Origin of the sequence: Streptomyces sp. BK340 (assembly GCF_007827595.1) — a bacterium.
In the GTDB taxonomy this organism is placed as follows: domain Bacteria; phylum Actinomycetota; class Actinomycetes; order Streptomycetales; family Streptomycetaceae; genus Streptomyces.
This window is the reverse complement of record NZ_VISR01000050.1, coordinates 15440-39549: the sequence shown is the minus strand read 5'-3', so window position 1 is coordinate 39549 and position 24110 is coordinate 15440. Positions and strand designations below refer to the sequence as shown.

Below are 24110 nucleotides of genomic sequence, written 5' to 3'. Positions count from 1 at the left end.
AGACTTTCTCCACACCTACAACCACCACCGCTGCCACACCGCACTCGGAGGCCAGCCCCCGATCAGCCGAGTGAACAACGCTGCGGGTCAATACAACTAGGGCCCACGGCCGAAGGGGCGCCCGGCGACGACTCGCCGGGCGCCCCTTTTGCACGTAAGGCGCATATCGTACGGATCACCGGATGCATCCCGCGGCAACCTTAGGTAAACTAAACAAAGTCCCAACGCGAAACGATCCTCCAGGTGTGCCGGGAAGTCTGGTCGGCAAGCGCTCCGTCCTGCCCACAGACCCGGAGGTCCCCACCGTGGCCGCGCCCCGCACCCCGAACACCGCCCGCAAGGCTCTCGGACGCCTGTCCCTGCCCGAGCGGACCTTCGTCGCGGACGCGCTGCGCACCGAGACCGTCGGCGGTGTCCTGCTTCTCGTCGCCACGGTGGCCGCGCTGATCTGGGCGAACATTCCCGCCCTGCACCACAGCTACGAGGCGGTCAGCGACTTCCACTTCGGCCCGAGCGCCCTCGGCCTGAACCTGTCCGTGGCCCACTGGGCCGCCGACGGCCTCCTCGCCGTCTTCTTCTTCGTCGCCGGCATCGAACTCAAGCGCGAGCTGGTCGCCGGGGACCTGCGCGACCCCAGGGCGGCGGTGCTGCCCGTGGTGGCCGCACTGTGCGGGATGGCCGTACCGGCGCTCGTCTACACCCTCACCAACCTCACCGGGCACGGCTCCACCCAGGGCTGGGCGGTGCCCACCGCCACCGACATCGCCTTCGCGCTCGCCGTCCTCGCGGTCATCGGCACCTCGCTGCCCAGCGCCCTGCGCGCCTTCCTGCTCACCCTCGCGGTCGTCGACGACCTGTTCGCGATCCTGATCATCGCGATCTTCTTCACGGAGCGGATCGACTTCGCGGCGCTCGGCGGGGCCGTCGCCGGGCTGGCGGTCTTCTGGCTGCTGCTGCGCAAGGGCGTACGCGGCTGGTACGTGTACGTGCCGCTGGCCGTCGTCGTCTGGGCGCTGATGTACAACAGCGGCGTGCACGCCACCATCGCCGGCGTGGCGATGGGCCTGATGCTGCGCTGCACCACCCGTGAGGGTGAGGAGCACTCGCCGGGCGAGCACGTCGAGCACCTGGTGCGGCCGCTGTCGGCCGGGCTCGCCGTACCGCTGTTCGCGCTGTTCAGCGCGGGGGTGGCGGTCTCCGGCAGGGCACTCGCGGATGTGTTCACCGAGCCGGAGACGCTCGGCGTGGTGCTCGGACTGGTCGTCGGCAAGACGCTCGGCATCTTCGGCGGCACCTGGCTGACGGCCCGCTTCACCCACGCGGAGCTCAGCGAGGACCTGGAATGGGCCGACATCTTCGCGGTGGCCTCCCTCGCCGGGATCGGCTTCACCGTCTCGCTGCTCATCGGCGAACTGGCCTTCGCGGGCGACGCGCTGCTGACCGACGAGGTGAAGGCGGCCGTCCTCACCGGATCGCTGATCGCCGCCCTGTGTGCCACGGTGCTGCTGAAGATACGCAACGCCCGCTACCGCGGACTGTGCGAGAACGAGGAGCGCGACGAGGACCGGGACGGCATCCCGGACATCTACGAGCAGGACGACCCGGCCTACCACCTGCGGATGGCGGACATCTACGAGCGCAAGGCCGCCGAGCACCGCCGCATCGCCACCGAGAAGGCCGCCGCGGCGCGCCACGGGGATGCGGAAGTGCCGGGCGGGGCAGGCGAGGAGCACGGTCGTCCGGCATGATCTGACGAGACGGTACAAATCAAGACGGCAGATACGACTTCAGAGGGAGAACGCGATGAGCGCACCCGACGGCAGCCCGGTCGGCGCCGAACGCAGCATCGGCCAGCTGGTCGCCTCGGCGACGACCGAAATGTCGGCGCTGGTGCACGACGAGATCGCGCTGGCCAAGGCTCAGCTCAGGCAGGACGTCAAGCGCGGCGCGACCAGCGGTGGTGCCTTCGGGGCGGCCGGCATGGTGCTGCTGTTCTCCCTGCCGATGCTCAACTTCGCTCTGGCGTACGGCATTCGGACCTGGAGCGGCTGGAACCTCGCCGTCTGCTTCCTGCTGTCCTTCGCGGCGAACGTGCTGGTCGCCGGCCTGCTCGCGCTCATCGGCACGAGGTTCGCGAAGAAGGTCAAGAAGAGCCAGGGGCCGCAGACGGTCGCCGCGTCGATGAAGGAGACGGCGGGCGTCCTGCAGAACGCCAAGCCGCACCCGCGCCCGGAGCTGCCGCACGACCGGGCGCCCGAGGCCATCGAGGCTGTGGCACGCTCGTCGTCATGACGGAGCCCGCCGCGACATCGGCCGTAAGGATCGACCTCCCCCACGGGGAGAAGGTGACGCACCGGGACGTCGCCGCCAACGGCGCGCGCTTCCACATCGCCGAACTCGGCGACGGACCCCTGGTGCTGCTGCTGCACGGCTTCCCGCAGTTCTGGTGGACGTGGCGGCACCAGCTGGTCGCGCTCGCCGACGCGGGGTACCGGGCGGTGGCCATGGACCTGCGCGGTGTCGGCGGCAGCGACCGCACCCCGCGCGGGTACGACCCGGCCAACCTCGCCCTGGACGTCACCGGCGTCATCCGCTCGCTCGGCGAGCCGGACGCCGCACTGGTCGGGCACGACCTGGGCGGCTATCTGGCGTGGACGGCTGCGGCGATGCGGCCCAAGCTCGTACGACGGCTCGCGGTCGTGTCGATGCCGCACCCCCGGCGGTGGCGCTCCGCGATGCTCCGGGACGCCCGGCAGACGGCGGCCGGCTCCTACATCTGGGGCTTCCAGCGGCCGTGGATCCCGGAGCGTCAGCTGACCGCCGACGACGGCGCGCTGGTGGGCCGGCTGATCCGGGAGTGGTCCGGGCCGCGACTGCCGGAGGACGCGGACGTGGAGGCGTACCAGCGGGCCATGTGCATCCCGTCCACCGCGCACTGCGCGATCGAGCCGTACCGCTGGCTGGTGCGCTCGCTGGCCCGCCCGGACGGCATCCAGTTCAACCGCAGGATGAAGCGGCCGGTCCGGGTGCCGACGCTCCATCTGCACGGCTCACTGGACCCGGTGGCCCGGACGCGCAGCGCGGCGGGCTCGGGCGAGTACGTCGAAGCCCCGTACCGCTGGCGCCTGTTCGACGGTCTCGGCCACTTCCCGCACGAAGAGGACCCGGCGGCTTTCTCCACCGAACTCATCAACTGGCTGAAGGATCCCGAGCCGGACCGGTAAGCGGCTCGGTGAGTGGAGTATCCGCTTCCTGGACAGTTGTCCCTCGAACGGCCACATGCCTGCCGCATAGGCCAATTGGGGGGCGCGGAGGCGGTTATCGACCTTGGGGCGGGGGCACACGTCGGGGTATGGGCTGGACGCACGACTACAGTGACGCACCCCGCAACCGCCGCTCGGCCGCCGGGCCGAGCTCCTCGCAGCGAGGCACTCCGCAGCTCGCGGAGGCGGATCTCAGGGTGGGAATTCCGCGCATCCTGCGCCGCCGGGCCCGCTGGGTCTCCGTGCGCCTGCGTCACCCGCGCGGCTGAACCGCGCGGGACGCATCCCCAACACCCTTACAGGGCACAGCTGTCGGTGCCCACCTGCTCGTTCGCCGCACGCCCCCGGCTGATGTCCTGCTGGATCTCGTCGGCCGTGAGCGCGTAGCCGGTGTCGGCGTCGTCGAGGGACTTGGCGAACACCACGCCGTACACCTTGCCGTCGGGTGTGAGCAGCGGGCCGCCGGAGTTGCCCTGGCGGACTGTCGCGTACAGGGAGTAGACGTCGCGGCTGACCGTGCCGCGGTGGTAGATGTCCGGGCCGTTGGCCGTGATGCGCCCGCGCACCCGCGCGGCACGGACGTCGTACGAGCCGTTCTCCGGGAAGCCCGCGACGATCGCGCCGTCGCCTCCGGCCGCGTCCTGGGTGGTGAACCGGAGGGCGCTCGCCTTCAGGTCCGGTACGTCGAGGACGGCGATGTCGCGCTTCCAGTCGTACAGGACGACCTTCGCGGCGTACTTGCGGCCCTCGCCGCCGATCTGCACGGAGGGCGCGTCGACGCCGCCGACGACGTGCGCGTTGGTCATGACGCGGCGGTCGGCGAAGACGAAGCCGGTGCCCTCCAGGACCTTGCCGCAGCTCTGGGCGGTGCCGGTGACCTTGACGATGGAGCGCTGGGCCCGGTTGGCGACCGGGCTGTTCACCAGGGCCGGGTCGGGCGGCTCCACGTCCTTGATCGGCTCGTTGGAGAAGGGGCTGAAGACCTGCGGGAAGCCGTTCTGCGCGAGGACCGAGGTGAAGTCCTTGAACCAGGTGTCGGCCGCGGCGGGCAGCGCCTCCGACACGCCCAGGAGCACCTTGGAGTTGCGGACCTCCTTGCCCAGGGTCGGCAGCGTGGTCTGGGCGAGCGCGGATCCGATCAGCCAGGCGACGAGCAGCATGGCGACGACGTTGACAAGTGCGCCGCCGGTGGCGTCCAGGGCGCGTGCGGGGGACCAGGTGATGTAGCGGCGCAGCTTGTTGCCTAGGTGGGTGGTCAGGGCCTGGCCGATGGAGGCGCAGACGATGACGACGACCACGGCGACCACGGCCGCGGTGGTGCCGACCTCCGCGTTGTCGGTCACTGCGTCCCAGACGACGGGCAGCGTGTACACGGCGACGAGACCACCGCCGAGGAATCCGATCACCGACAGGATGCCGACGACGAAACCCTGGCGATAGCCCACGACCGCGAACCACACGGCGGCGACCAGCAACAAGATGTCCAGCACATTCACGGACGACACCCTGTCATGACCGCCAGTCGAGCGGGACCTCGTTCTCCCTGTTCCACGGGCGCTCCCAGCCCGCGTAGTGCAGCAGGCGGTCGATCACTCCGGCCGTGAAACCCCAGACCAGGGCCGATTCGACCAGGAATGCCGGTCCCCGGTGACCGCTCGGGTGGACGGTGGTGGCGCGGTTGGCGGGGTCCGTGAGATCCGCCACGGGGACGGTGAAGACACGGGCGGTCTCGTTCGGGTCGACGACACCGACCGGGCTGGGCTCGCGCCACCAGCCGAGCACGGGCGTGACGACGAAGCCGCTGACCGGGATGTAGAGGGCGGGCAGGACGCCGAAGAGCTGGACGCCGAGGGGGTCGAGGCCGGTCTCCTCCTCCGCCTCGCGCAGCGCGGCGCGCAGCGGCCCGTCGCCGCGCACGTCGCCGTCCTCCGGGTCGAGGGCGCCGCCGGGGAAGGACGGCTGGCCGGCGTGGGAGCGCAGGGAGCCGGCCCGCTCCATGAGCAGCAGCTCGGGGCCGTGCTCGCCCTCGCCGAACAGGATCAGCACGGCCGACTGCCGGCCCGAGCCGTTCTCCGGCGGCAGGAAGCGGCTGAGCTGGAGCGGCTCGACCGTCTCCGCGGCCCGCACCACCGGGTCCAGCCAGCCCGGCAGGCCCTCCTTGCTCAGCGTGACCGGACCTCTGTGCGTGTCGTGCGTGTACGTCATCGCCACCCCCGTCCTGCCGTGTCCAACGCCGCCGAGCCCCGGGATCGTTCCGTCATACGGCCCCCAGCGGCGGCGCCGGCCTGCCGCCCGCGTCCAGGTAGGCCTGCGGAGGGTTCAGGCGCTGGCCCGGATAGCCGCCCTTCTCGTACTTCAGGAGCTTCTTCGCCTTCTCCGGGTCCGTCTCGCCCTCGCCGTAGGCCGGGCAGAGCGGGGCGATGGGGCAGGCGCCGCAGGCGGGCTTGCGGGCGTGGCAGATGCGGCGGCCGTGCCAGATCACGTGGTGGGACAGGTCGGTCCAGTCGCTCTTCGGGAACAGCGCGCCGACGGCCGCCTCGATCTTGTCGGGGTCGGTCTCGTCGGTCCACTGCCAGCGCCGCACCAGCCGCTGGAAGTGGGTGTCCACGGTGATTCCCGGGCGTCCGAAGGCGTTGCCGAGGACCACGAAGGCGGTCTTGCGGCCGACACCGGGCAGCTTGACCAGGTCCTCCAGCCTTCCGGGGACCTCGCCGCCGAAGTCCTCGGCGAGGGCCTTGGAGAGCCCTATGACCGACCGGGTCTTGGCCCGGAAGAAGCCGCAGGGGCGCAGGATCTCCTCGACCTCCTCCGGGTTGGCGGCGGCCAGGTCCTCAGGGGTGGGGTACTTCGCGAAGAGCGCCGGGGTGGTCTGGTTGACGCGCAGATCGGTGGTCTGGGCGGACAGGACCGTGGCGACGAGCAGCTGGAAGGGGTTCTCGAAGTCCAGCTCGGGGTGGGCGTACGGGTAGACCTCGGCCAGCTCGCGGTTGATGCGGCGGGCACGGCGGACCAGAGCGGTGCGGGACTCGTTGGCAGCCGGTTTCTTACGAGGTACCTTTTGTCCTGATTTCATACTTTTGCTATTTCCGCCAGGGCTCTGTTCGCCCACAGCGGAATCCCGACGTACAACCACCCGCCCAGCCCCCTTGGCCTGTGCTCTCACCGGCGTTTTGGACACCCGGCCAGCCTAAAGCCAGGCACCGACATCCGCCCCGGACCCGGAAGATCAGCCCCCGATTGGACCCCTGCCGCTTACCTTGGGACACCTGTGCGGCATCCTTGTGACAGATCACACTGTTTGGATCGTCCGGCAAAATGGGGAGCACGGTCCCCTGGTACCAAGGGGGAGCAAGATCCCCTGAGCAGGTCGACAAGGAGAGAACTCGTGGACGACGTTCTGCGGCGCAACCCGCTCTTCGCGGCTCTTGACGACGAGCAGGCCGCGGAGCTGCGCGCCTCCATGAGTGAGGTGACCCTCGCACGCGGCGACTCGCTGTTCCACGAGGGCGACCCCGGCGACCGGCTGTACGTGGTCACCGAGGGCAAGGTGAAGCTGCACCGCACCTCCCCCGACGGCCGCGAGAACATGCTCGCCGTCGTCGGCCCCAGCGAGCTGATCGGCGAGCTGTCGCTGTTCGACCCGGGCCCGCGCACGGCGACCGCGACCGCGCTGACCGAGGTCAAGCTGCTCGGTCTCGGTCACGGCGACCTCCAGCCCTGGCTGAACGCCCGCCCCGAGGTGGCCGGCGCCCTGCTGCGCGCCGTCGCCCGCCGACTGCGCAAGACCAACGACGCCATGTCCGACCTGGTCTTCTCCGACGTTCCCGGCCGTGTGGCGCGCGCCCTGCTGGACCTCTCCCGCCGCTTCGGCGTGCAGTCCGAGGAGGGCATCCACGTCGTCCACGACCTCACGCAGGAGGAGCTGGCCCAGCTGGTGGGCGCCTCGCGCGAGACCGTGAACAAGGCGCTGGCCGACTTCGCCCAGCGTGGGTGGCTCCGCCTGGAGGCGCGCGCCGTGATCCTGCTGGACGTCGAGCGGCTGGCCAAGCGGTCGCGCTGAGGTCTCCGGGGGCGCTGCCGCCCGCGGCCCCCTGCTTTCCCGGCCCGACCGGCCTCGTCCTCGAACGCCGGACGGGCCGATCGATGCCGACCGGCACCGAAAATCATGCGGCTTCACCGTGCCCGTCGGGGCACAGTGAACACATGGCCGAACCCCCCGTCCCCCACGGGCTCGACGCCCGGGGCTTCATCGAGCGCGAAGGTTCCCTCGCGCGCGTGCCGCACGCGTTCCGTCCGGTCGTGGCCGCCGCGCGCGACCGGCTGCTCGACACCTTCGGCCCGCGGCTGCACAGCGCCTACCTCTACGGGTCGATCCCGCGCGGCACCGCGCGCGTGGGGCGCAGCGACCTGGACCTGCTGGTCGCGCTGTACAAGGAGCCCGCCGACGCCGACCGGGAGGCCGTCCGTGCCCTCGGCGAGGCGCTCGACAAGGAGTACCCGCAGATCGACGGCGTGGGCACGCTGCTGTACGGCCGGGCCCGGCTGCTGAGCGACCTGGAGACGTACGACCTGGGCTGGTTCGTGGCCTGCCTGTGCACCCCGCTGCTCGGGGACGACCTGGCCGAGTACCTGCCCCGCTACCGCCCCGACTCCCTGCTCGCCCGGGAGACGAACGGCGACCTCGCGCTGCTCCTCCCTCGCTGGCGGGAGCGGATCGCCGCCGCCGCGGACCGTGAGGACGCCCGGCGGCCCCTGGTGCGCGGCATGTCCCGGCACTTGGTCCGCACCGGCTTCACCCTCGTCATGCCCGGCTGGAACGGCTGGACCAGCGATCTGCGGGAGATGGCCGAGGTGTTCGGCGCCTACTACCCCGAGCGGGCCGCCGAGCTGCACAGGGCGGCGGAGTACGGCTACGAGCCCGTCGGCGACCCGGACGTCCTGCGGTCGTACGTGGACGGCCTCGGCCCCTGGCTGGCCGCGGAGTACGCGCGCGTGCACGGCGTCAAAGCCCCACGGCCCGACTAGTTACCGGCCGGACCCTCGGCAGGACTAGATCAGCCCGTGCTCGCTGAGGTAGTCCATCTGGGCCCGCACGGACAGCTCGGCGGCCGGCCACAGGGAGCGGTCCACGTCGGCGTACACATGGGCGACGACCTGGGCCGGGGTGCCGTAGCCGTCCTCGACGGCCGTCTCCACCTGGGCGAGACGGTGGGCGCGGTGGGCGAGGTAGAACTCGACCGCGCCCTGGGCGTCCTCCAGAACCGGCCCGTGGCCCGGCAGGACCGTGTGCACGCCGTCGTCCACGGTCAGGGACCGCAGACGGCGCAGGGAGTCCAGATAGTCGCCCAGGCGGCCGTCGGGGTGCGCCACGACCGTCGTGCCGCGCCCGAGGATGGTGTCGCCGGTCAGCACGGCCCGGTCGGCCGGGAGATGGAAGCACAGGGAGTCCGCGGTGTGCCCGGGGGTCGGTACGACCCGCAGCTCCAGGCCGCCGAGACCGATCACGTCCCCGGCGGCCAGGCCCTCGTCACCGAGCCGGAGCGCCGGGTCGAGGGCACGCACACGCGTGCCGGTCAGATCGGCGAAGCGGGCGGCGCCCTCGGCGTGGTCGGGGTGGCCGTGGGTGAGCAGGGTGAGGGCGATCCGCTTGCCGGCCTTCTCGGCCGTGTCGAGGACGCTGCGCAGGTGTGTGTCGTCCAGCGGACCCGGGTCGATCACCACGGCCAGCTCGGAGTCGGGCTCGGCGACGATCCAGGTGTTCGTGCCGTCCAGGGTCATCGCGGAGGCGTTGGGCGCCAGCACGTTGACGGCCCGTTCGGTCGCGGGCCCCGAGAGCACACCGCCTCGCGGCTGGCCGGGCAGGGCTGCGGCGTCGGTCATGCGGGGCCTCCACCGGTGCTCGGGACGGTCGGGATGTGCTTGGTGAACTCGTCGTGCCCCGGCCAGGACAGCACGATCTCGCCGCCGTCCAGGCGGGCCCGTGCCAGTACCGGGGTCATGTCGCGCGCGGGAGCGGCGGAGAGCGCCTCGGCGGCGGTGGCGTACGGGAGCAGCTGGCGCAGGGTGGAGATGGTGGGCGGCATCATCAGCAGCTCGCCCTTGTCGTACCCGGCCGCGGCCTCCTCGGGGCGGATCCACACCGTGCGGTCGGCCTCCGTGGAGGCGTTGCGGGTGCGCTGGCCCGCGGGGAGGGCGGCGACGAAGAACCAGGTGTCGTAGCGGCGGGACTCGAACTCCGGGGTGATCCAGCGGGTCCAGGCGCCGAGGAGGTCCGAGCGCAGCACCAGGCCGCGGCGGTCCAGGAACTCGGCGAAGGAGAGGTCGCGGGCGACGAGGGCGGCGCGGTCGGCCTCCCAGTCGTCCCCCGTGGTGTCGCCGACGACGGAGTCGGGGTCTGGACCGGCGAGCAGGACGCCCGCCTCCTCGTAGGTCTCCCGGACGGCCGCGCAGACGATCGCCTGGGCGCCGGCCTCGTCGACGCCGAGCCGGTCGGCCCACCACGCCCGCGTGGGGCCCGCCCAGCGCACCTGACGGTCGTCGTCGCGCGGGTCGACACCGCCGCCGGGGTACGCGTACGCGCCTCCGGCGAAGGCCATGGAGGCGCGTCTGCGCAGCATGTGGACGACCGGGCCGGCGGCGGTGTCCTTCAGGAGCAGCACCGTGGCCGCGCGCCTCGGGGACACCGGGGTGAGGGTGCCGTCCGCGAGCGCGCGGATGCGGTCGGGCCACTCCTCGGGGTACCACTGACCGTTCGCCATGGCCGGAGGCTATCCCGTGTAGGGCGAATGTTCGAGGGGTGCCCGAGGCCGGCGGGCCGAGGGAACTCAGGGAAGCAGTTCGACCTGGATCTCGACCTCCACCGGCGCGTCCAGCGGCAGCACCGCGACGCCCACCGCGCTGCGGGCGTGCACGCCCTTGTCGCCGAGGACCTCGCCGAGCAGCTCGCTGGCGCCGTTGACGACACCGGGCTGCCCGGTGAAGTCGGCGGCCGAGGCGACGAAGCCGACGACCTTCACCACGCGCGCGATGCGGTCCAGGTCGCCGGTGACGGACTTCACGGCGGCCAGCGCGTTCAGCGCGCAGGTGCGGGCCAGCTCCTTGGCCTCCTCCGCGGTGACCTCGGCGCCCACCTTGCCGGTGACCGGGAGCTTGCCGTCCACCATCGGCAGCTGGCCGGAGGTGTAGACGTACACACCGGAGCGCACGGCCGGCTGGTACGCGGCCAGCGGCGGGACGACCGCCGGCAGGGTCAGACCGAGTTCGGCCAGCTTGGCCTCGACCGCGCTCACGCCTGCTTCTCCCGCTTCAGGTAGGCCACGAGCTGTTCGGGGTTGTTGGGCCCGGGCACGACCTGGACGAGCTCCCAGCCGTCCTCGCCCCAGGTGTCCAGAATCTGCTTCGTGGCATGGACGAGCAGCGGCACGGTTGCGTATTCCCACTTGGTCATGGGCCGACTGTATCCGCTGTGACCCACGGGACAGGCGGACGGCCTGAGCGCCGTTTATCCACAGCCTCCCGCGTGGCCGTCGGCGGGACTGGTTAGTCTCGAAGGCGTGAGCAGGCTCCAGGTCGTCAGCGGCAAGGGCGGGACCGGAAAGACGACGGTCGCCGCCGCACTCGCGCTGGCCCTCGCGACCGAGGGGAAGCGGACGCTTCTCGTGGAGGTCGAGGGCCGGCAGGGCATCGCACAGCTCTTCGAGACAGAGGCGCTGCCCTACGAGGAGCGGAAGATCGCGGTCGCTCCGGGCGGCGGGGAGGTGTACGCCCTCGCCATCGACCCCGAACTGGCCCTTCTGGACTATCTCCAGATGTTCTACAAGCTCGGCGGCGCGGGCCGGGCCCTGAAGAAGCTCGGCGCGGTCGACTTCGCGACGACCATCGCGCCGGGCCTCAGGGACGTCCTGCTCACCGGCAAGGCGTGCGAGGCGGTGCGCCGCAAGGACAAGTCCGGACGGTTCGCGTACGACTACGTCGTCATGGACGCCCCGCCCACCGGGCGCATCACCCGCTTCCTCAACGTCAACGACGAGGTCGCCGGGCTCGCGAGGATCGGCCCGATACACAATCAGGCGCAGGCGGTGATGCGGGTGCTGAAGTCGCCGGAGACGGCGGTGCACCTGGTGACGCTGCTGGAGGAGATGCCCGTCCAGGAGACCGCCGACGGCATCGCCGAACTGCACGCGGCACGGCTGCCGGTGGGCAGGGTCATCGTGAACATGGTCCGGCCCCAGGTGCTCGACGCGACCGACCTGGAACTCGTGGGGACCGTGCCGCGTTCCTCCTTCGCGCAGGCCTTGTCGGCCGCGGGGCTCGGCGGGGCCCGGCGGGGCGGGAACGCCGAGCGGCTGGTGGACCCGCTGCTGGCGCAGGCCGCGGAGTACGCCGAGCGGCACGCGCTGGAGCAGGAGCAGCGCGCGGTCCTCGGCGAGCTGGACCTGCCGATGCACGAACTGCCGCTGCTCGCCGAGGGCATGGATCTCGCGGGCCTGTACGAACTCGCCACCGAGCTGCGGAAGCAGGGGTTGTCATGAGTCCGGACCCGGCCGAGGCGCAGGACGCCGCCCGCCCGCACCTCTCCGCCGCGCGCGTGCTCGACATCGACCCGCTGCTGGACGACCCGAAGACCCGGATCGTGGTGTGCTGCGGCTCGGGCGGGGTCGGCAAGACGACGACCGCGGCGGCGCTGGGCCTCAGGGCTGCCGAGCGGGGCCGCAAGGTGGTCGTCCTCACCATCGACCCGGCCCGCCGGCTCGCCCAGTCGATGGGCATCGACTCCCTCGACAACGTACCCCGGCGGGTGAAGGGCACCGAGGGAGACGGCGAGCTGCACGCCATGATGCTCGACATGAAGCGCACCTTCGACGAGGTCGTCGAGGCGCACGCGGACCCGGAGCGGGCGGCCGCGATCCTGGCCAATCCCTTCTACCAGTCGCTCTCGGCGGGCTTCGCGGGCACGCAGGAGTACATGGCGATGGAGAAGCTGGGCCAGCTGCGGGCCAGGGACGAGTGGGACCTGATCGTGGTCGACACCCCGCCGTCCCGCTCGGCACTGGACTTCCTGGACGCGCCCAAGCGGCTCGGCTCCTTCCTGGACGGCCGCCTGATCCGGCTGCTGACCGCTCCGGCGAAGCTCGGCGGCCGCGCGGGGATGGCCTTCCTGAACGTCGGCATGTCGATGATGACCGGCACGCTGGGCAAGCTGCTGGGCGGACAGCTGCTGAAGGACGTACAGACCTTCGTGGCCGCGATGGACACCACGTTCGGTGGTTTCCGCACGCGCGCGGACGCCACGTACAAGCTGCTCCAGGCGCCCGGTACGGCGTTCCTGGTGGTCGCGGCCCCGGAGCGGGACGCGCTGCGCGAGGCCGCGTACTTCGTGCAGCGGCTGGCCGCGGAGGACATGCCGCTGGTGGGACTCGTGCTCAACCGGGTCCATGGCAGCGGTGCCGGCCGACTGTCGGCCGAGCGGGCGCTCGCCGCCGCGGAAAATCTTGAGGAGCCCGGCATTGTGGATCAGGGGGGCGGGAAAGCTGGACTTCGTAACTCTCCCGACACGTACGGCAGTTCAGAATCTCCTGCTTCCGCAACACCGGCTCCGGACGACGGCTCCCCCGCCTCGGACGACGGTTCACCGGCTGTGGACAGCGACTCACCGGACACCGGCTCCCCGGACACCGGCTCCCCGGACGGGGACATGGAAACGGACACGGAGCGCTCCGTCGACCAGCTGACCGCAGGCCTGCTGAGGCTGCACGCGGAGCGCATGCAGCTGCTCTCCCGCGAGCAGCGCACACGTGACCGCTTCACCGCCCGCCACCCAGAGGTGGCGGTCGTGGAGGTGCCCGCACTGCCCGGTGACGTGCACGACCTCACGGGCCTGCGTGACATCGGGGACCGGCTGGCGGCGGGGCCGACGGAGATGCCGTAGCGCTCACCGCGGACGGCTCGGCCGCCCGGGCCCCGGCCGTATACGGGCGCACACCTGACCGAGCTGTGCGCCGATTTCGTACACGCCTGCCGAGCGGGCGTCGCCCCGAGGGCACGCCCACGCACAGCAGATGTTCAGCGGGTGTGCCCCGAGACACACGTCCGACCGTTGCTTCCCATGCCTCATGGCCGGCCGGAGTGGCCCCCGGATACACGCCGGGGCTGATGCCCTCAGCTCACCGCCGCATAGTGCTCGTACACCTCGTCACTGTCGAGGGGCACGATGCCGACGCCACGCTCGTACTCCAAGCGGGCGGTTTCCAACAACCTGCGCCAGGAGGTCACGGTGGGCCGCCGGCGCAGAAGTGCGCGGCGCTCCCGCTCCGTCATACCTCCCCACACGCCGAACTCCACGCGGTTGTCCAACGCATCGGCCAGACATTCGGTGCGTACCGGACACCCGGTGCACACCGCCTTGGCCCTGTTCTGTGCTGCTCCTTGAACGAACAGCTCATCCGGATCGGTAGTGCGGCAGGCGGCCTGCGCACTCCAGTCGGTTACCCAGCCCATACCGGCGCCGTCCTCTCCCGAATCGAGGCTCCCCCACGGCGGCAGCGGCATATTCACCGCCGCCAGTCGAGGACGTTACGGAAGGCGGGGGCAGCGCAACACCCCCTTCGGGCCCAATCTTGAATGGCCCGAACGGACTATGGGTAAGCGGCAGATCACCCGCGGGAGTGAGCTGGCGACATGCGTGATCATCCCGGCAAACCGGGACGGCTGTGGTGCGCCACAACGGGCGCCAGGTGACACACGAGGCGGATTCGGACACGTCCCCATCAGAAAGTCGGGGTACTTCCGGAACGATTCGGGGTCGTCGGACGTATTGATGCGTGGCCGCACTGCTGTGACAGTTGAGAGCAGCTTAGGCCAAGGCCTGCACGCATGTCCGGCGAATGAGAAGGAACGCGTTCTGCTTTGCCGTGCCGTGATGGAACGCTCATCACAACGGTTTAGGCTGCCCCCATGCCAAAGAAGCGCTCGGGCGGTGGCCTGTCGGCAACGCAGCAGGCCGCCAAGTTCCTCGGTGTCAGTGTGCTCGCGGGAGCCGTGATGGCGGGCATCGCGCTGCCCGCTGCCGGTGCGCTCGGACTCGCGGCCAAGGGCTCGGTGAAGGGCTTCGACGAGATCCCGGCCAACCTCAAGAGCCCCCAGCTCAGCCAGCGCACGACCATACTGGACAGCCGGGGCAACCAGCTCGCGACCGTCTACTCCCGCGACCGCACGGTGGTGGACCTCAAGGACATCTCGCCGTACATGCAGAAGGCGATCGTCGCGATCGAGGACTCCCGCTTCTACAAGCACGGCGCGATCGACCTCAAGGGCGTGCTGCGCGCCCTGAACAAGAACGCGCAGAGCGGCGGGGTCTCCCAGGGCGCCTCCACGCTCACCCAGCAGCTGGTGAAGAACTACTTCATCGAGGAGGCCGGCGACGACCCGACCAAGGTCGCCGAGGCCACCCAGCAGACCCTCGGGCGCAAGGTCCGCGAGCTGAAGTACGCGATCCAGATCGAGGAGAAGCTGGGCAAGAAGAAGATCCTCGAGAACTACCTGAACATCACCTTCTTCGGCGAGCAGGCCTACGGCGTCGAGGCCGCCTCCCAGCGCTACTTCTCCAAGCACGCCAAGGACCTGAACGTGCAGGAGTCGGCGCTGCTGGCCGGCATCGTCCAGTCCCCGAGCCGCTACGACCCGGTGAACGACGAGGCCGAGGCCACCAAGCGGCGCAACACCGTCCTGCAGCGCATGGCCGAGCTCGGTGACATCTCCCAGGCGGAGGCCGACCGCGCCAAGGAGAAGCCGCTCGGCCTGCACGTCAGCCAGCCGAAGAACGGCTGCATCACGGCCACCAAGAGCGCCGCGTTCTTCTGCAAGTACGTCGAGAACGTGTTCCTGACCGACCCGACCTTCGGCAAGACCCGCGAGGCGCGCGCCCAGCTCTGGAACCGCGGCGGCCTCACCATCCGCACGACGATGGACCCGCAGGCGCAGGCGTCCGTGCAGGCCTCCCTGAAGGAGCACGTCTACAAGTCCGACAGCGTCGCGGCCGCGGCCACCCTGGTCGAGCCCGGCACCGGCAAGGTCCTGGCGATGGGCCAGTCGAAGCCCTTCGGCTACGGCAACAACGAGACCGAGTACAACTTCTCGGTCAACCGGGACATGGGCGGGTCCAACTACGGCTTCCCGACCGGTTCGACGTTCAAGCCGTTCGTCGCGGCGGCCGCGATCGAGGGCGGCAAGCCTGCGACGCAGGCGTACTCGGCGCCGTACAAGATGAACTACCCGAGCCCGGTCCAGCGGTGCAGCAGCAGCCCCTACGTCAACACCAAGGGCGAGACGGTAGAGAACGAGAACGAGTCCGAGAAGGGCCCGTACCGCATGAAGGAGGCGATGGCGAAGTCCATCAACACCTACTTCGTGCAGCTGATCTCCGACATCGGTCTGTGCCCGGTGGTGAAGATGACCGACGCGCTGCACGTGGTGCAGGGTGACGGCTCGAAGCTCCCGGAGACCCCCTCGATCGCCCTCGGTTCGATCGGCCTCTCCCCGCTGACCATGGCGAACGCCTACGCCACCTTCGCCGCGCGGGGCATGTACTGCACCCCGATCGCCATCGAGTCGATCACCCAGAAGATCGGCAACGAGCAGAAGTCGCTCGAGGTCCCCAAGTCGACCTGCTCGCGCGCGATGAGCGAGAAGACCGCCGACACCGTCAACACCCTGCTGCGCGGTGTGGTCGACTCCGGTACCGGCCAGCAGGCGGGCCTGACCGACCGGGAGAGCGCGGGCAAGACGGGTACGACGGACGAGCGCAAGAACGCCTGGTTCGTCGGCTACACGCCCAACCTGGCCGGTGCGGTCTGGGTCGGCAGCGCCAAGCAGAACGTGAAGATGACCGGGATCAGCATCGGCGGGGTCTACCACGATCTCGTCTTCGGCGGTCAGGTCCCCGGCCCGATCTGGAAGGACGCCATGACCGGCGCCCTGGAGGGCAAGGCGGCCCCGGACTTCAACCTGATCGACATCCCCGACGACGGCATCAACGGGAAAGGCCGGGGAAAAGGCCGGGGGCACGACGGCGGCAAGAACGGGGACAACACGGGCGGACTGATCGGCGGACTGATCGGCGGCCTCACTGACGGGGGCACGACCGGCGGCGGCGCCACGGGCGGCACCGGCGGCGACACCTTCCCCACGCCGACGATCTCCCTCCCCGGCAACTTCATCGAGGGACAGACCAACGGCGGGAACAACAGGAACGGGGGCACGCGGGGCTAGCCCCGGCGGGTCCCACCCGGTACGACGGCGGGGCCGCACCTCCCGGATGGAGGTGCGGCCCCGCCGTCGTACTCGTACGTCTCTGTTTCCGGTTCTCAGCCCTGGAGGAACTTCCTCACCCCTGGAGGAGCTTCTTCACCGCGGCGGCGACGCGGCCGCCCTCGGCCTGGCCGGCCACCTTCGGGTTCACGATCTTCATGACGGCACCCATGGCCCGCGGTCCCTCGGCACCGGCCGCCTTCGCCTCCTCGACGGCCTGGGCGACGATCGCGTTCAGCTCGTCGTCGGACAGCTGCTTGGGCAGGTAGGCGGCGAGAACCTCGCCCTCCGCCTGCTCCCGCTCGGCCTGCTCGGGACGACCACCCTGCGCGAAGGCGTCGGCCGCCTCACGGCGCTTCTTCGCCTCGCGAGTGATCACCTTCTGCACCTCGTCGTCGGAGAGCTCGCGCTTCTCCTTGCCCGCGACCTCCTCCTTGGTGATCGCGGCGAGCGTCAGCCGGAGCGTCGAGGAGCGGAGCTCGTCGCGCTCCTTGATCGCGGCGTTGAGGTCGGCGTGCAGCTTCGACTTGAGCGTGGTGGTCATGCGGTCGATTGTCTCAGGTACGACGGCGGGGGCGCCCGTGCATTTACGCGGCGGCCGGCCCATGGGCCACACGGCGGCCGGCCCCGGGGTCGCGCGGTGCCCGGCCCCGGGTCGCAAGGCGGCCGGTCTCGACGGGCCGGTGTGGTCTGACACGATGGTCATATGCGCGCGCGATACGGAGTACCCCTGGGAATCATGGCGGCAGGTGCCGCCGGACTGGCGTACGCGGCGGGCTTCGAGGCCCGCTCGTTCCGCCTCCGACGAGTGACGGTCCCGGTCCTCCCGCCGGGTATGCGCCCGCTGCGCCTGCTCCAGGTCTCCGACATCCACTGGGTCGGCGGACAGCGCAAGAAGCAGCGGTGGCTGCAGTCGCTGGCGGGCCTGCGCCCCGACTTCGTGATCAACACCGGCGACAACCTCTCGGACCCCGAGGGCGTCCCCGAGGTCCTCGACGCGCTCGGCCCGCTGATGGAGTTCCCGGGCGCGTACGTCTTCGGCTCCAACGACTACTACGGACCCAAACCCCGCAACCCCGCCCGCTACTTGCTGGAGAAGACCAGCGGCCGCCACGGCCTGAACGGCAATCCCCCAGTGGTGGGCGCGATCCACAACCCCTGGGAGGACCTCAGGGACGGCTTCGACGCGGCGGGCTGGCTGAACCTGACGAACACGCGCGGCGTGCTGAAGGTCGACGGTATGTCGATCGAGCTGACCGGCCTGGACGACCCCCACATCAAGCGCGACCGCTACGCCCGGGTGGCGGGCGGCCCCTCCGGCACCCACGACTTCTCGATGGGTGTCGTGCACGCCCCCTACCTGCGCGTCCTCGACTCCTTCACGGCGGACGACTACCCCCTGATCCTGGCCGGCCACACCCACGGCGGCCAGCTGTGCATCCCCTTCTACGGCGCCCTGGTCACCAACTGCGACCTGGACACGGACCGCGTGAAGGGTCTGTCCACGCACACGGCGGAGGGCCGTACGTCCTACCTCCACGTGTCGGCGGGCTGCGGGACGAACCGCTACACCCCCGTCCGCTTCGCCTGCCCTCCGGAGGCGACGCTGCTGACGTTGGTGGGACGGGAGTAAGGAAGCCCGTCGGGGAAGCCGGGGGCTGTCCCGTCGGGGAACCTGCGGCACCGAGGTCACCACCGAGGTCACTGATGGCATCCCGGGACCGAGGTAACCCGCCTGGAGCACCCCGAATGGTCCCTTTCGCGCCCCCTGCCTAGCGTGGGGGCATGACCGCCCCCATACCCAGGGAGATCCCGGACCTGCCCGCGATCCCGGGCCCGCCTCTCCTGCTGCCCGCCCCGGTCCCGGCCACGGCGGTGGTCGCCCCGGCCCGCCGTCCCCTGGCAGCGATCTTCCGCCTCCTGACCGCCCTCGTCGCGGTGGCCGGTGTCGCCCTGCAACTCCTGCTGGGCGGCCCCGCCCGGACCCTGAGCTACTTCAGCGTCCAGAGCAGCATCCTGCTGGCAGTGGTCATGCTCCTGTCGGCATCCAGGGCCTGGCGGGCGCGCCGCCCGCTCCCCTCGTCCGTGACGGGCGCCACACTTCTCTACGCCGTGATCACCGCGCTGGTCTACCACCTGCTCCTCGCGCACACGACGCCCCCGTTCTCCATGACGGGCGCGACCGCACCCCCGGCCCGCTGGCACGCCCAGTGGGCAGCCCTTCAACTCCTCCACACGGTGGTCCCCCTGGCGGCCGTCCTGGACTGGCTCCTGCTCACCCCGGCGGCCCGCCTGCATCTCCGCCAGGCGGCGGCCTGGCTCCTCTACCCCCTGGCCTACCTGGCCTTCTCTCTGATCCGGGCCGGCTTCGTCGCCCCGGCCACCCCCGCCCGCTACCTCTACCCCTTCCTCGACGTCGAGGCCCACGGCTACCGCAGCACCCTGGCGAACGCCCTCCTCGTCGGGCTCGCGATGTACGCCCTGGCAGTCCTCCTGATCGCCCTGGACCACACCCGCCCGACCCCGGTCCGCCACGGCGCCTAAACCGGATTTCGTCTCCGGCCACCGGTGGGCTAAAGTAAACGACGTCGCCGCGACAAGCAGCGACATCGGGGTGTAGCGCAGCTTGGCAGCGCGCTTCGTTCGGGACGAAGAGGTCGTGGGTTCAAATCCCGCCACCCCGACGCTGGTCAGAGGCCAGGGAGTATTAATACTCCCTGGCCTCTGTCGTGCCCGGGGAGCCAAACAGAGGGCCAAAGGATTCTGATCAAGCCTCGCAGGCGGTCGCCCCGCGCCGCTGGGCAAAGATCACGTCCATGGCTTCCGCACCCTCGGTGATGACCGGCCGGAGCTGCTTCCGGTAGACGGCCTCCGTCGGCGTCCGACTGGTGTGCCCGACAAGCTGCGCGATGCGCTCCAGCGGGATGCCGTGGTCCGAGAGCAGCGATACGAAGCTGTGTCTCACTCGCGCGGCGTCCACTCAGGGCCGGAGCATCGCCGCCAGTGAGGCGTCCACGAACCGGCAGGCACAGTGGCAGGCCGTAACGGCCGGCCTCACCGAGCACATACGGCGCGTGACCCGTGCGGACAGGGGACTCCATCCGGGAACCGCTGGCGCTTCCCGCCGCCGACGCCACGCCGTCAGGTGGCCTGCAGACCGCGGCGGACGCCCTGATGGAAACGCTGAGCGCCATCGCCCGGCGCCAGCACGAGCACCGTGAACGCACGTCCAGTCGGCTCTCAGCCGTCCTCACGTCGGAGCTGCTCCCCGATGACCTCGTCGAACTGGCCACGTACTACCTCGCGAAGGCCCAGCGAGACCTCGGGCTGACCGACGCTTCGCGACGCGGGATGCAGCGCGTCGCCTCAGCCAGGGGTCGGCTCGCTTCCGCGGCTCGACGCGGCCTGGCACACCTGAGCCGACTGTCCGGAGACTTCCCGACCGCGGTCGAAGCCGCAGGGGGGCTGGGCTGGGAGGGGCGGCACCATCGGGTGCTGGGCGACGTGTGGTGGGTGCAAGGCGACATGGAGCGGGCAGTAGCCGCCTACCTGGCAGGCCGGAGCGAAGCCGAGGAGCACGGTGTGGTCGACGAGACCGCCATGGTGCAGGCGCATCTCGCCTTCGCCGTCTCCTTCTCCGATCCGCTTCGGGCCGGTGACGAACTCGATCTGGCGGAACGGTTGTTGTCCCACCTCAGCCTGCGCTCCAGCGAGATGACCGCTCGCACCGCCGTGCTCGTACGCGACGCCGGGTTCGCCGCCGACCTGCCCGGCCGGGCGGCCGTACTGCTCGCCGAAATCGGTGTCTCCGGCCTACTCATCGACATCGCCCACTTCATGGCCGGCCTTCCACTTTCCGAGCACACCGCGCGAGCACGGTGGATCGACGGAGAACAACAGACTCGCGAACGATGGCGCCACCTGGTTACGACGCGTCGCAATCACCTCGCCACGACTCAGGCCTTCCACACATGCGCAGTTCGCTGGTCAACGAGGCGCGACTACGATCGCCGGTCATGGACTGGCTGGAGCGCACCGCGAAACTGAGGCAGTGGACCAGAAGCGGGACCCGCGCTCCGCACAAGCCGTTGCTGTTGCTGTACGCCCTCGGTCGGTTCCAGCAGGATGCCGCCGGCGAACTGCGGTACAGCGCGGTGGAGGAGGATCTGCAGCGGCTGCTGACCGAGTACGGTCCGCCGAACAGGACGACTCCGGCCTACCCGTTCCACCACCTGGCGAGCGACGGCGTGTGGGAGGTGCGCACCGATCGCGGACCTGGCAGCCCCGGCAGCGGGGTGCGGGAGTTGCGGGCCGCGGGGGCCGCGGGGCGGCTGGCGCCGGAGCTGCGGGCGGCGCTGCGGTGTGAGCCGGAGCTACTCGGCCGGATGGCACGGGTCCTGCTCGACCTGCACTTTCCGCCTTCGCTCCACGGCGACCTGTGCGAATCTGTCGGTCTGGAGTTGGAGCCCGCGGAGACCGGACAGCTCTCGGCCGCCGTGCGGAGGCGGCGGGATCCGCGGATGCGGGAGCGGATCCTGACGGCCTACGAGTACAGGTGCGCCTTCTGCGGCTATGACGGCAGGATCGGCGCGGTGCCGGTCGGGCTGGAGGCCGCGCACGTGCGCTGGTGGGCGTTCGACGGACCGGACGACGTCGACAACGGACTGTGCCTGTGCTCGCTGCACCACAAGCTCTTCGACAAGGGCGTCCTCGGTGTCGGCGAGGGCCACCGCATCCTGGTCTCCCAGCGCTTCGTCGGCCACAGCCCCGCCGCCCGCGAACACGTCATCGCGCTCGCCGACCGACCACTCATCGGACCTCAACCGGGCGTCCACCCCATCGCAGCGATCCACCGCTCCTGGCACACCAGCCAGGTCTTCCACGGCAGCCCTCGCCCTGCCACGGCCGCCTGACCGTCGAATCGTCGACCCCGCTCCAATAGTAAGGAGCGTGACACCAAGAGTATGGTCTCTTGTATGGCCACGAAGAAGGTAACCGTGACGATCCCCGCGGATCTCCTGGATGAGATCCGCGCGGACGCGGCAGAGCGGGGCCTGTCGGCGTACGTCGCCGAGGCGCTGCGCTTCAAGCGCGACCGGGACCGGCTCCTGGAACTGGTCGACTGGCTGCAGGAAGAACACGGCCCCGTGACTGAGGACGAGCGTGTGGCAGCCCTCGACGAGCTGGAGGATCTCGACGCCGAACACGAGCGGCGCCGCGCCTCCGGACCACACAACGCCGGAGAGGCTGCGTGAAGAAGAGAGTCGGTGAGCACGGGCAGAGGCCGCTCCGTGTCTTCGTCCTGGACTGTGAAGCTCTCTCCCTGGCAGTGCGCGGTGATCGGAAGATGATCGCCTGGCTCGACCTCGCGGCGCGAGGGGAGGCCGAAGTGGTGACGTCGCCGATGACCCTGATCGAGGCGTATGACGACAGAACGACCGAACGGCGCTGGGACTGGGTACTGTCCCGGCTCCAGGTCGCCGGCATCGGGAAGGACGAGGCCCGCCAGGCACGCAGGCTCCTGGCCGACGCCGAGTTGCACGGCCACAAGCACGCGATCGACGCCGTGCTCGCCGTGATCGCGCGACAGCAGAAGGGACAGGTCACCGTCTTCACCTCGGACGTCGACGACCTGGAGAAGCTGGTCCCGGACACGATCGTCGTCAAGAAGGTGTGACCCGACCCGCGCCTCTCCAGGGCCCGCACCTGGGATGGCACCAGCCCGGGAGTGGATGCGCCGCGTAGCGAGCATGGGGGTATCCGCATCAGGCGCAGCTCAGGACGCCGACGAGGAGGCGCGCCGGCGACTGAACGCGTACACGTACCTGAGCGCGCCCGAGCGGCTGACTGCACAGGGCCTTCATGGACAGGATCTTGAGGCCTCTGCCCTGTAGCCAGGCCTTTTCCGAGGCGGCCGTCAGTCGGCCTCGCCCAGGTGCACCACCGGCCTCTTCGCCACTCACCTAACGAACAACGCACAGTTCTGTCAAGTCACGTTTTTATGTGGCATGACGGATATGTCCAACTCCTTGTCTCCTGGTTTCCAGGGCCGCATCGATGCAATGGGCAGCGGCCTCGCAAGACCTTCGAGATCGAGGTGGAATCCCATGAGCACGCAGAATCACGTACCGGGCAAGACGACGGAAGGTGACGGCGGCCCGGCCCCCGCACAGGACTCGCACGTGATCGCCGCACCGGCCGGATCGTCCTACCACCGGTTGGCGCGGACCGAGCGGTACCGCTGGTGGCAGCCGCTGGTCGCCACGCTGGTCGCCGGGGCAGGCTGGTGGCTGTCCATGTTCCCGTTGGGGTTCATATTGGGCGTGGCGGCCGCGCTGGCCGGAGTCGAGCAGGGCGGTCCCCAGGACCTGCTGTTCGCCGATCCCCTGTGGGACGACGCCGCCTTGCTGCTCATGTTGGCCCTCATGCTCCCGATGGTGCTGCTCGCCGCACGCCAGGTGCAGCGCCGGCCAGCCGGCAGCCTCTCCTCGGTGACCGGCCGGGTGCGTTGGCGTTGGCTGCTGGTCTGCCTGGGAGTGGCCCTGGCCGCGGCAGTGCTCCTGGTCGTCCTGACGGCCGCCCTCACTCTCATGTTCGGGGCCGGCGTGGACGGTTCGGCGTCCGACGCATGGGTGGGCTGGCCGACGTTCCTGGCCTCCGCCGCAGTGTTCGTCCTGCTGGTGCCGCTCCAGGCCGCCGCCGAGGAGTACGTGTTCCGCGGCTGGATCCCCCAGGTCTTCGGCTGTTACCTGCGCACCCCGTGGGTCGGCAGCATCGTCGGCGCTCTGTTCTTCGCCTTGGCTCACGGACTGGGCACCCCGTGGGGCTTCGCCGACCTGATCCTGTTCAGTCTCGTCCTGAGTTTCCTCGTGTTCCGCACCGGTGGCCTGGAGGCGGCCGTTGCCTACCACGTGGGCACCAACCTGGTCCTCATGCTGCTCGCCGCCACCAGCGCGGGCGGCGTCGCCGACCACCGCACCGCCGCGGACGGCTCCTGGCAACTGCTGGTGGCCGGAGCGGTCGCGCTGGCGCTGTACGCGTGGGTGGTCCTACACCTGAGCCGCCGGCTCAACATCGCCCGCACGGCGCCCGCACCCGTTCTGCTTCCGGCGTCCCGGGGGTCCGGCAGCCCCGCCTGCTGACTGGCCCCAGATGGTGCGCTGGGGGGTGGGGTGCGGAAGGGCAGCTCCAGCCCGGAGGAGGCAACCTGAAGCTACGACCGCCCGCATCACCGAGGAGGGAAGATCGTCATGGCCGGACTGGCAGGGGTTCCGGGCAGAGAGTGGATGATCCGGGACACAAAAGGACGCAAGTACAGCTACGACTCGGAAGAAGAGGCGTTCGAAGCGCTTACTGAGTACGGGGAAGGGGCTACGGTGTGGGCCCGCGACGTCTATCGCGTCCTCTTCTTCACACGGTCCGTCGACGGCTGGCAGCAGGTCACCAAGCCGCGCAACTAGCGTGTCCCCCACGTACCCGATCGGACGGAAACGGCTGTGAGTCGTCAGCCCGCGACGCGGCGTAACTCGGGGGCGGTCGGGG

26 protein-coding genes, 1 tRNA gene and 2 pseudogenes are annotated in these 24110 nt (G+C 70.4%); 19 read left to right on the top strand and 10 right to left on the bottom strand.

Annotated features, from left to right (window positions below; all coding sequences use genetic code 11):
• From FB157_RS45900 to FB157_RS49265, 5 genes and pseudogenes are all read left to right on the top strand, one after another.
• Nucleotides 1-100, top strand: a pseudogene (locus tag FB157_RS45900) (IS481 family transposase); the annotation flags it as partial.
• Nucleotides 101-305: 205 nt separating this feature from the next.
• Nucleotides 306-1748: a Na+/H+ antiporter NhaA gene (gene nhaA, locus FB157_RS45895; RefSeq protein WP_186581996.1), complete on the top strand. Its 1443-nt coding sequence runs from the start codon at nucleotides 306-308 to the stop codon at nucleotides 1746-1748.
• 55 nt (nucleotides 1749-1803) lie between these two features.
• Entirely contained in the window at nucleotides 1804-2292 is a 489-nt protein-coding gene (locus tag FB157_RS45890; RefSeq protein WP_145887612.1) for a phage holin family protein, read from the top strand.
• Nucleotides 2289-3224 (top strand): alpha/beta fold hydrolase, encoded by a 936-nt coding sequence (locus FB157_RS45885; protein WP_145887610.1) that lies wholly within the window; start codon nucleotides 2289-2291, stop codon nucleotides 3222-3224. The genes FB157_RS45890 and FB157_RS45885 overlap by 4 nt, the downstream gene beginning before the upstream one ends.
• Nucleotides 3225-3352: 128 nt before the next feature.
• The gene (locus tag FB157_RS49265; RefSeq protein ID WP_145887608.1) at nucleotides 3353-3532 is read left to right on the top strand and encodes a hypothetical protein; all 180 of its coding nucleotides are present in this window, start codon (nucleotides 3353-3355) and stop codon (nucleotides 3530-3532) included.
• Between the two features lie 27 nt (nucleotides 3533-3559).
• Here the strand turns inward: FB157_RS49265 and FB157_RS45875 are convergent, their stop codons facing one another.
• The 3 genes from FB157_RS45875 to nth are packed head-to-tail and all read right to left on the bottom strand — an operon-like array spanning nucleotide 3560 to nucleotide 6372.
• Nucleotides 3560-4759: a MarP family serine protease gene (locus tag FB157_RS45875; protein WP_145887606.1), complete on the bottom strand. Its 1200-nt coding sequence runs from the start codon at nucleotides 4757-4759 to the stop codon at nucleotides 3560-3562.
• Nucleotides 4760-4772: 13 nt separating this feature from the next.
• Nucleotides 4773-5468 carry a CoA pyrophosphatase gene (locus tag FB157_RS45870; protein ID WP_145887604.1) on the bottom strand — a complete coding sequence of 232 codons (696 nt, stop codon included), beginning with the start codon at nucleotides 5466-5468 and terminating at the stop codon, nucleotides 4773-4775.
• 52 nt (nucleotides 5469-5520) lie between these two features.
• Nucleotides 5521-6372, bottom strand: a complete 852-nt coding sequence (nth, locus tag FB157_RS45865) for an endonuclease III (RefSeq protein WP_385164427.1) — start codon at nucleotides 6370-6372, stop codon at nucleotides 5521-5523.
• Between the two features lie 276 nt (nucleotides 6373-6648).
• On the opposite strand from nth, the gene FB157_RS45860 reads away from it, so the two are divergent.
• Together FB157_RS45860 and FB157_RS45855 are read left to right on the top strand one after the other, a co-directional pair.
• Nucleotides 6649-7323: a Crp/Fnr family transcriptional regulator gene (locus FB157_RS45860; protein ID WP_023547771.1), complete on the top strand. Its 675-nt coding sequence runs from the start codon at nucleotides 6649-6651 to the stop codon at nucleotides 7321-7323.
• A gap of 143 nt (nucleotides 7324-7466) precedes the next feature.
• Nucleotides 7467-8288: a nucleotidyltransferase domain-containing protein gene (locus tag FB157_RS45855; protein ID WP_145887599.1), complete on the top strand. Its 822-nt coding sequence runs from the start codon at nucleotides 7467-7469 to the stop codon at nucleotides 8286-8288.
• A gap of 24 nt (nucleotides 8289-8312) precedes the next feature.
• Here FB157_RS45855 and FB157_RS45850 read toward each other — a convergent pair whose 3' ends face one another.
• The 4 genes from FB157_RS45850 to FB157_RS45835 form a co-directional block, all read right to left on the bottom strand.
• A complete protein-coding gene (locus tag FB157_RS45850; RefSeq protein WP_145887596.1) occupies nucleotides 8313-9143 on the bottom strand; it encodes an MBL fold metallo-hydrolase in 831 nt (276 codons plus the stop codon).
• Nucleotides 9140-10021: an NUDIX hydrolase gene (locus FB157_RS45845; RefSeq protein WP_145887594.1), complete on the bottom strand. Its 882-nt coding sequence runs from the start codon at nucleotides 10019-10021 to the stop codon at nucleotides 9140-9142. The genes FB157_RS45850 and FB157_RS45845 overlap by 4 nt, the downstream gene beginning before the upstream one ends.
• 66 nt (nucleotides 10022-10087) lie before the next feature.
• On the bottom strand, nucleotides 10088-10552 hold the full coding sequence (locus FB157_RS45840; RefSeq protein WP_145887591.1) for a RidA family protein: 465 nt from the start codon (nucleotides 10550-10552) through the stop codon (nucleotides 10088-10090).
• Complete coding sequence (locus FB157_RS45835; RefSeq protein ID WP_003975360.1) at nucleotides 10549-10710, bottom strand: DUF4177 domain-containing protein; 162 nt, start codon at nucleotides 10708-10710, stop codon at nucleotides 10549-10551. The genes FB157_RS45840 and FB157_RS45835 overlap by 4 nt, the downstream gene beginning before the upstream one ends.
• Before the next feature lie 106 nt (nucleotides 10711-10816).
• Here FB157_RS45835 and FB157_RS45830 point away from each other — a divergent pair, with 106 nt between their 5' ends.
• Together FB157_RS45830 and FB157_RS45825 are read left to right on the top strand one after the other, a co-directional pair.
• The gene (locus tag FB157_RS45830) at nucleotides 10817-11794 is read left to right on the top strand and encodes an ArsA-related P-loop ATPase (RefSeq protein WP_145887589.1); all 978 of its coding nucleotides are present in this window, start codon (nucleotides 10817-10819) and stop codon (nucleotides 11792-11794) included.
• Entirely contained in the window at nucleotides 11791-13191 is a 1401-nt protein-coding gene (locus tag FB157_RS45825; RefSeq protein WP_145887587.1) for an ArsA family ATPase, read from the top strand. The genes FB157_RS45830 and FB157_RS45825 overlap by 4 nt, the downstream gene beginning before the upstream one ends.
• A gap of 230 nt (nucleotides 13192-13421) precedes the next feature.
• Here FB157_RS45825 and wblA read toward each other — a convergent pair whose 3' ends face one another.
• Nucleotides 13422-13760 carry a transcriptional regulator WblA gene (wblA, locus tag FB157_RS45820; RefSeq protein ID WP_023547781.1) on the bottom strand — a complete coding sequence of 113 codons (339 nt, stop codon included), beginning with the start codon at nucleotides 13758-13760 and terminating at the stop codon, nucleotides 13422-13424.
• Between the two features lie 456 nt (nucleotides 13761-14216).
• Here wblA and FB157_RS45810 point away from each other — a divergent pair, with 456 nt between their 5' ends.
• Nucleotides 14217-16529: a transglycosylase domain-containing protein gene (locus FB157_RS45810; RefSeq protein WP_145887585.1), complete on the top strand. Its 2313-nt coding sequence runs from the start codon at nucleotides 14217-14219 to the stop codon at nucleotides 16527-16529.
• 115 nt (nucleotides 16530-16644) lie between these two features.
• Here the strand turns inward: FB157_RS45810 and FB157_RS45805 are convergent, their stop codons facing one another.
• Complete coding sequence (locus tag FB157_RS45805; RefSeq protein ID WP_145887583.1) at nucleotides 16645-17112, bottom strand: GatB/YqeY domain-containing protein; 468 nt, start codon at nucleotides 17110-17112, stop codon at nucleotides 16645-16647.
• A 162-nt stretch (nucleotides 17113-17274) separates the two neighbouring features.
• On the opposite strand from FB157_RS45805, the gene FB157_RS45800 reads away from it, so the two are divergent.
• The 3 genes from FB157_RS45800 (at nucleotide 17275) to FB157_RS45790 (ending at nucleotide 19252) form a co-directional block, all read left to right on the top strand.
• A complete protein-coding gene (locus FB157_RS45800; protein ID WP_145887581.1) occupies nucleotides 17275-18201 on the top strand; it encodes a metallophosphoesterase in 927 nt (308 codons plus the stop codon).
• A 152-nt stretch (nucleotides 18202-18353) separates the two neighbouring features.
• Nucleotides 18354-19112 (top strand): Pr6Pr family membrane protein, encoded by a 759-nt coding sequence (locus FB157_RS45795; RefSeq protein WP_145887579.1) that lies wholly within the window; start codon nucleotides 18354-18356, stop codon nucleotides 19110-19112.
• A gap of 66 nt (nucleotides 19113-19178) precedes the next feature.
• Nucleotides 19179-19252, top strand: a tRNA-Pro gene (locus FB157_RS45790).
• Between the two features lie 83 nt (nucleotides 19253-19335).
• On the opposite strand, the pseudogene FB157_RS45785 reads toward FB157_RS45790, so the two are convergent.
• Nucleotides 19336-19550: pseudogene (locus tag FB157_RS45785) on the bottom strand (site-specific integrase); the annotation flags it as partial.
• A 99-nt stretch (nucleotides 19551-19649) separates the two neighbouring features.
• Here FB157_RS45785 and FB157_RS45780 point away from each other — a divergent pair.
• From FB157_RS45780 to FB157_RS45755, 6 genes are all read left to right on the top strand, one after another.
• On the top strand, nucleotides 19650-20615 hold the full coding sequence (locus tag FB157_RS45780; RefSeq protein ID WP_186581995.1) for a hypothetical protein: 966 nt from the start codon (nucleotides 19650-19652) through the stop codon (nucleotides 20613-20615).
• Nucleotides 20585-21481 carry a phosphorothioated DNA-binding restriction endonuclease gene (locus FB157_RS45775; RefSeq protein WP_145887577.1) on the top strand — a complete coding sequence of 299 codons (897 nt, stop codon included), beginning with the start codon at nucleotides 20585-20587 and terminating at the stop codon, nucleotides 21479-21481. The genes FB157_RS45780 and FB157_RS45775 overlap by 31 nt, the downstream gene beginning before the upstream one ends.
• Nucleotides 21482-21544: 63 nt before the next feature.
• Nucleotides 21545-21823, top strand: coding sequence for a CopG family transcriptional regulator (locus FB157_RS45770; RefSeq protein ID WP_145887575.1), 279 nt, complete (start codon nucleotides 21545-21547; stop codon nucleotides 21821-21823).
• Nucleotides 21820-22245, top strand: coding sequence for a hypothetical protein (locus FB157_RS45765; protein ID WP_145887573.1), 426 nt, complete (start codon nucleotides 21820-21822; stop codon nucleotides 22243-22245). The genes FB157_RS45770 and FB157_RS45765 overlap by 4 nt, the downstream gene beginning before the upstream one ends.
• Before the next feature lie 430 nt (nucleotides 22246-22675).
• Nucleotides 22676-23710: a CPBP family intramembrane glutamic endopeptidase gene (locus FB157_RS45760; RefSeq protein ID WP_145887571.1), complete on the top strand. Its 1035-nt coding sequence runs from the start codon at nucleotides 22676-22678 to the stop codon at nucleotides 23708-23710.
• 108 nt (nucleotides 23711-23818) lie between these two features.
• Nucleotides 23819-24028 (top strand): hypothetical protein, encoded by a 210-nt coding sequence (locus FB157_RS45755; RefSeq protein WP_145887569.1) that lies wholly within the window; start codon nucleotides 23819-23821, stop codon nucleotides 24026-24028.
• Nucleotides 24029-24110 lie beyond the last annotated feature (82 nt).

What these genes read in the sequence shown, in the direction of transcription:
- FB157_RS45825 (WP_145887587.1), top strand. Translation starts at nt 11,791, where the DNA reads ATGAGTCCGGACCCGGCCGAGGCGCAGGACGCCGCCCGCCCGCACCTC.
- FB157_RS45890 (WP_145887612.1), top strand. Translation starts at nt 1,804, where the DNA reads ATGAGCGCACCCGACGGCAGCCCGGTCGGCGCCGAACGCAGCATCGGC.
- FB157_RS45885 (WP_145887610.1), top strand. Translation starts at nt 2,289, where the DNA reads ATGACGGAGCCCGCCGCGACATCGGCCGTAAGGATCGACCTCCCCCAC.
- FB157_RS45835 (WP_003975360.1), bottom strand. Translation starts at nt 10,710, where the DNA reads ATGACCAAGTGGGAATACGCAACCGTGCCGCTGCTCGTCCATGCCACG.
- FB157_RS45770 (WP_145887575.1), top strand. Translation starts at nt 21,545, where the DNA reads ATGGCCACGAAGAAGGTAACCGTGACGATCCCCGCGGATCTCCTGGAT.
- FB157_RS45760 (WP_145887571.1), top strand. Translation starts at nt 22,676, where the DNA reads ATGAGCACGCAGAATCACGTACCGGGCAAGACGACGGAAGGTGACGGC.
- wblA (WP_023547781.1), bottom strand. Translation starts at nt 13,760, where the DNA reads ATGGGCTGGGTAACCGACTGGAGTGCGCAGGCCGCCTGCCGCACTACC.
- FB157_RS45805 (WP_145887583.1), bottom strand. Translation starts at nt 17,112, where the DNA reads ATGACCACCACGCTCAAGTCGAAGCTGCACGCCGACCTCAACGCCGCG.
- FB157_RS49265 (WP_145887608.1), top strand. Translation starts at nt 3,353, where the DNA reads ATGGGCTGGACGCACGACTACAGTGACGCACCCCGCAACCGCCGCTCG.
- FB157_RS45795 (WP_145887579.1), top strand. Translation starts at nt 18,354, where the DNA reads ATGACCGCCCCCATACCCAGGGAGATCCCGGACCTGCCCGCGATCCCG.
- FB157_RS45850 (WP_145887596.1), bottom strand. Translation starts at nt 9,143, where the DNA reads ATGACCGACGCCGCAGCCCTGCCCGGCCAGCCGCGAGGCGGTGTGCTC.
- FB157_RS45775 (WP_145887577.1), top strand. Translation starts at nt 20,585, where the DNA reads ATGGACTGGCTGGAGCGCACCGCGAAACTGAGGCAGTGGACCAGAAGC.
- FB157_RS45845 (WP_145887594.1), bottom strand. Translation starts at nt 10,021, where the DNA reads ATGGCGAACGGTCAGTGGTACCCCGAGGAGTGGCCCGACCGCATCCGC.
- FB157_RS45855 (WP_145887599.1), top strand. Translation starts at nt 7,467, where the DNA reads ATGGCCGAACCCCCCGTCCCCCACGGGCTCGACGCCCGGGGCTTCATC.
- FB157_RS45870 (WP_145887604.1), bottom strand. Translation starts at nt 5,468, where the DNA reads ATGACGTACACGCACGACACGCACAGAGGTCCGGTCACGCTGAGCAAG.
- FB157_RS45755 (WP_145887569.1), top strand. Translation starts at nt 23,819, where the DNA reads ATGGCCGGACTGGCAGGGGTTCCGGGCAGAGAGTGGATGATCCGGGAC.
- FB157_RS45800 (WP_145887581.1), top strand. Translation starts at nt 17,275, where the DNA reads ATGCGCGCGCGATACGGAGTACCCCTGGGAATCATGGCGGCAGGTGCC.
- FB157_RS45810 (WP_145887585.1), top strand. Translation starts at nt 14,217, where the DNA reads ATGCCAAAGAAGCGCTCGGGCGGTGGCCTGTCGGCAACGCAGCAGGCC.